Source organism: Acidithiobacillus albertensis, assembly GCF_001931655.1.
Taxonomy (GTDB): Bacteria; Pseudomonadota; Gammaproteobacteria; order Acidithiobacillales; family Acidithiobacillaceae; genus Acidithiobacillus; species Acidithiobacillus thiooxidans.
Genome location: NZ_MOAD01000001.1, coordinates 1931337 through 1935404 on the forward strand (window position 1 = coordinate 1931337; position 4068 = coordinate 1935404).

General features: G+C 54.0%; 5 protein-coding genes and 1 pseudogene. 5 read left to right on the plus strand and 1 reads right to left on the minus strand.

Annotated features, from left to right (window positions below; translation table 11 throughout):
• The 5 genes and pseudogenes from BLW97_RS10045 to BLW97_RS10065 form a co-directional block, all read left to right on the plus strand.
• A pseudogene (locus BLW97_RS10045) lies at window positions 1-277 on the plus strand (HlyD family secretion protein); the annotation flags it as partial.
• Between the two features lie 121 nt (window positions 278-398).
• The gene (locus tag BLW97_RS10050; protein ID WP_010642122.1) at window positions 399-860 is read left to right on the plus strand and encodes a globin domain-containing protein; all 462 of its coding nucleotides are present in this window, start codon (window positions 399-401) and stop codon (window positions 858-860) included.
• A 59-nt stretch (window positions 861-919) separates the two neighbouring features.
• A complete protein-coding gene (locus BLW97_RS10055; RefSeq protein WP_075323059.1) occupies window positions 920-1900 on the plus strand; it encodes a 2Fe-2S iron-sulfur cluster-binding protein in 981 nt (326 codons plus the stop codon).
• 66 nt (window positions 1901-1966) lie between these two features.
• Complete coding sequence (locus tag BLW97_RS10060) at window positions 1967-2893, plus strand: DNA-3-methyladenine glycosylase 2 (protein WP_075323060.1); 927 nt, start codon at window positions 1967-1969, stop codon at window positions 2891-2893.
• Window positions 2890-3273: a DUF488 domain-containing protein gene (locus tag BLW97_RS10065; protein ID WP_075323061.1), complete on the plus strand. Its 384-nt coding sequence runs from the start codon at window positions 2890-2892 to the stop codon at window positions 3271-3273. Before BLW97_RS10060 ends, BLW97_RS10065 begins: the two co-directional genes overlap by 4 nt.
• 33 nt (window positions 3274-3306) lie before the next feature.
• Here the strand turns inward: BLW97_RS10065 and BLW97_RS10070 are convergent, their stop codons facing one another.
• On the minus strand, window positions 3307-4002 hold the full coding sequence (locus BLW97_RS10070) for a Crp/Fnr family transcriptional regulator (RefSeq protein WP_075323062.1): 696 nt from the start codon (window positions 4000-4002) through the stop codon (window positions 3307-3309).
• Between the last annotated feature and the right edge of the window lie 66 nt (window positions 4003-4068).

Below are 4068 nucleotides of genomic sequence, written 5' to 3' on the forward strand. Positions count from 1 at the left end.
CAGCATTCTGCCCCCAGAGAATGCCACCGGAAATTACATTCATATTGTGGAACGCGTGCCGGTACGTATTGCCATACCTGCCAGGGAACTCGCGGAACACCCCTTGCGTCCGGGGCTTTCCATGATTGCACAACTGCACTGGAAACCCGGACAAAAACATTCCGTACTCCAGCCCCTGACCACCACCCCGACCCAAGGATATGAAAGCACGGTATATCGCACTGAACTGCTGCAGGCTCAACAGCGGGCGGAGGTCATCATTCGCCAGAATAGCTAAACCGGGACATTCGTAAACTTGACCGAAATCAAGGAAATTCCATTAACCAATCCTTATTCTCTAAAACGCTGGCTGTGTTACGCAGCCTATCCACCAAATACACATATAGGAGTCATCCGTAATGAGCATCAATATTCAACTGATCCAGTCCAGTGGTGCAGCTGTGAAAGACCTGGGTGTTCAGGTTGCCGAGCACTTTTATAATTATATGTTTACGCATTTTCCGGAAGTCCGGAAAATGTTTCCGGGAGACATGACCGAACAACGTATTCGGCTTTTTAATTCGGTCATTCTGATTGCGACCACTATCGACAATCTGGAAGTGTTGGTCCCTTATCTGAAAGAACTGGGCATTTCACACATCAAATATGATACGCGTCCGGAACATTATCCCATCGTCGGGAAAAGCCTGCTCAATACCCTGAAACATTTTCTGGGCGCTGCATGGACTCAGGAAATGGCAGAATCCTGGATTGAGGCCTATAACCTCGCTTCCACGGTATGTATTGAGGCCGCCTATGAGGCAATGGCCCCTTCCCGTTTTGTCCCGGTCACCATCGACGACGTTCCGCCTGCTGTGTGATTCGAGCATACCGGTGGCGCAAGGATATTTCCGCTGCGCCACGCTGATGAGGTGACGCCATGGAATACGAAATTTGTCTGGAGCCCTCCGGTGTCCGCTTCAAGGCGGATGAAAACCAGAATATTGTCGAAGCGGCAAAAGCCCATCATGTGGCCATTAAACATGGATGCGCCAGCGGTTCCTGCGGAGATTGCAAGGGCACCATCCTGTCCGGAGAAAGTGAGCAGGGACCCTTCATGCCCCTGCTTTTATTGCCAACCGAGCGCGCTGCGGGCATGGCCATTTTGTGCAAGCTATATCCGCGCAGTAATCTGCGGCTGCAAGCTGAAGTGATTTCCGGGGACATCTGGAATACTGAAATTGTGGGGTTGAGCAAACTGGCCTGGAATGTACTGGAACTGCGGTTACGGCCGGAAAAACCCTATCCATACCGAAGCGGGCAATATGCACGGATGGCCGTGCCGGGACAGGAAAATCAATGGCGTTCTTACTCCATGGCCACCCCTCCGCAGGACCGGGGCGAGTTGGTTTTTCATATCCGTGAACTTCCGGGTGGTCTGTTCAGTCGCTGGCTTTTTTACCGGGCACAGCCCGGCGAAGTAATCACGCTCGGACCGCCACAAGGGGACTTCGCTCTCCAGGATAATACGCGGCCCCTGCTCTGTATTGCCGCAGGAACAGGGTTGGCACCTATTGAAGCCATCATTCAGGAAAGTATGCACATTGGGCAAACCCGCCCGATTCATCTTTTTTACGGCGCCAAAAAACAGCGGGATTTTTACCATCTGGAAACCCTGCAGCAATGGGCCGGACAGTATGCTCATTTCACTTTTACACCCACCATTTCCGATGGCGAAGATACGCAGTGGAAAGGTGCCCGCCGTCTTCTGCCCACGGTGGCAGCCAACGGCCACTGGCAGGATCATGAAGTGTATTTGTGTGGCGGACCCGGCATGATAGAAGCGGCCATTGATTTACTGCTTTCCCATGGCGTCTCCCATAACCATATCTACTTTGATGCTTTTGCGCCCAATGGTTAGATTATTTTGTTGGAGGCCTGGATCAAACGGTATGGGGTGCAGTGTATGCGCTGTTCGGAATGATCCATGAAACAGGCCGCAAGCCGTTTTACGCTCAGCCCGCCCGCGCCCTTCCGCCTGGACCTGACCGTCTGGGTGCTCCGTCGTCAGGCCCATAATCAGATAGATGCCTGGGATGGCGAAATCTACCGGCGGGCCTGGCAATATTCAGGAAACAGGCTGGAGGTCCGGCTTTGGCAAACTCAGGCAGGCAGGACGCCACTGCTGGAAGGAGAAGTCCGGGGGAACTGCGTTGATGCATCAAGCGTTGCCTGGGTCAGCAGGCAACTTTCGTGGATGCTGGGTCTGGACCAGGATCTTCGCCCCTTCTACGCGATGGCCGCCAGCGACTTGCGGCTGGCAGCTCTGGCGGATCGCTTTCAAGGATTCAGGCCGCCGCGTTTTTCCTCTCTTTTCGAAGCGCTGAGTAATGCCATTGCCTGCCAGCAATTAAGTCTGCACGTCGGCATTCTCCTGCTCAATCGCATGGCGAGGCTGTGCAGTAACGCTCCCGAAGCAACGAACTCGTTTGTGCCTTTCCCGAACCCTGCCACCTTACTGCAGCTGGAAGCAGCCAGCCTGCGCAGCCTGGGGTTCAGCATCCAGAAGGCGAAGTTCTTGCAAGGCATTGCAGAAAGTGCTGCAGCAGGTCAGTTGGCGCGTGAAAACTGGCAAGGCCTGAGCAATTCTGAAGCCGCACAGCGCCTGCATCAGTTGCGCGGCATCGGCCGTTGGTCTACAGAATATGTGTTACTGCGCGGGCTGGGGCGTCTGGACGTGTTCCCAGGTGATGATGTAGGTGCCCGCAAGGCCTTGTATCAGTGGCTGGAAGAAAAGTCTGCTCCGGACTATACGCAGGTAGCCAAAAGGTTGCAGCCTTGGCAACCCTATGCTGGCGCGCTGTATTTTCTTTTGCTCTTAAACCGCCTGGAGAAGGAGGGACATATACCATGACATCCCATTCGTTCTTACAATCGCAATCCCCTGAGATCATTACCTGGCGCGTCTATGAGCGCCCTCTACCGGCAGGCTACCACGTGCTCGCTGAACGCCTCTGGCCGCGCGGGGTGCGCAAAGAGGATCTTCCCCTGGACGACTGGCCCAAGGAACTCACACCCAGCACCGCTTTGCGTCAGTGGTTTGGGCACGTGGAAGATCGCTGGACCGAATTTCGTGAGCGTTATCTGAACGAACTTGCCGAGCACCAGGAAGACGCCGGTCGTTTACTGGATAATGCGGAGGGTCGGCCGGTCATTCTGCTGTATGCCGCCCACGATAAAATCCATAATGGTGCTGTGGTACTTCGGGAGTTTTTGCTATCACAGTCCTGCTGATCCTGACACCATCACGACCGACTATTTCAAACGTTATTTCGTATGCCCGGCAGCCCAACACTGCAGGGCATGTGGATCGGGAATATCCAGAACGCGGCGATTGACTGTAATCAGCCCGGCTTTGCGCATGCGCAATAGCAAGCGGGACAAGGTTTCCGGGGTCAAGCCCAGACGGGCAGCTACTGCTGATTTTTTGGCGGGAAGCTCCACAACGGCTGCAGCATCCAGAGCCGGACACAAATCCAGCAGATAACTCACCAGACGCTGCTCTGCCGACTCGACACTGAGCTGGCGGAGCTCCTTGACCAGAAAATGCAAGCGCATACTCAGTCGCGCCAGCATCTGCCGCATCAACTGGGGCCTTTGCTCCAGAATTTCCAGAAACAAGGCAAGGGGTATTTCCAGAACCGTTGTGGAACCTTCCGCAGCGGCCGTTACTGGATAACGTCCCCCCAGAAAAGCAACGGCTTCGGCAAACAGATCGTTTTCCCGAATAATTTCAACAATTTTTTCCTGACCAGTGGCGGCAGCAGCAATCAGATGAATACGACCGGAAAGAACCAGATAAAAGGCATTTGCGGTCGCCTTTTCGACAAACAGAATATCGCCTGATGCCAAATGGACTGTTTTGCTGTGCTTCAGCAGGGAATCCAGCAACGCTTCGGGCCAGGCCGAAAAAAGCGATGTTTCGCGCAGGAGTGAGAATACATTATCCGCGATGGCTTCCATCAAAATAGATGCTCACTGGAGAAAAAGGCAGGATAGCCATCGCAAGACAGTACCGCAAGCACAAAA

Excerpts from the sequence above, each read along its gene's own strand:
- BLW97_RS10065 (WP_075323061.1), top strand. The coding sequence starts at position 2,890 with ATGACATCCCATTCGTTCTTACAATCGCAATCCCCTGAGATCATTACC.
- BLW97_RS10055 (WP_075323059.1), top strand. The coding sequence starts at position 920 with ATGGAATACGAAATTTGTCTGGAGCCCTCCGGTGTCCGCTTCAAGGCG.
- BLW97_RS10060 (WP_075323060.1), top strand. The coding sequence starts at position 1,967 with ATGAAACAGGCCGCAAGCCGTTTTACGCTCAGCCCGCCCGCGCCCTTC.
- BLW97_RS10050 (WP_010642122.1), top strand. The coding sequence starts at position 399 with ATGAGCATCAATATTCAACTGATCCAGTCCAGTGGTGCAGCTGTGAAA.
- BLW97_RS10070 (WP_075323062.1), bottom strand. The coding sequence starts at position 4,002 with ATGGAAGCCATCGCGGATAATGTATTCTCACTCCTGCGCGAAACATCG.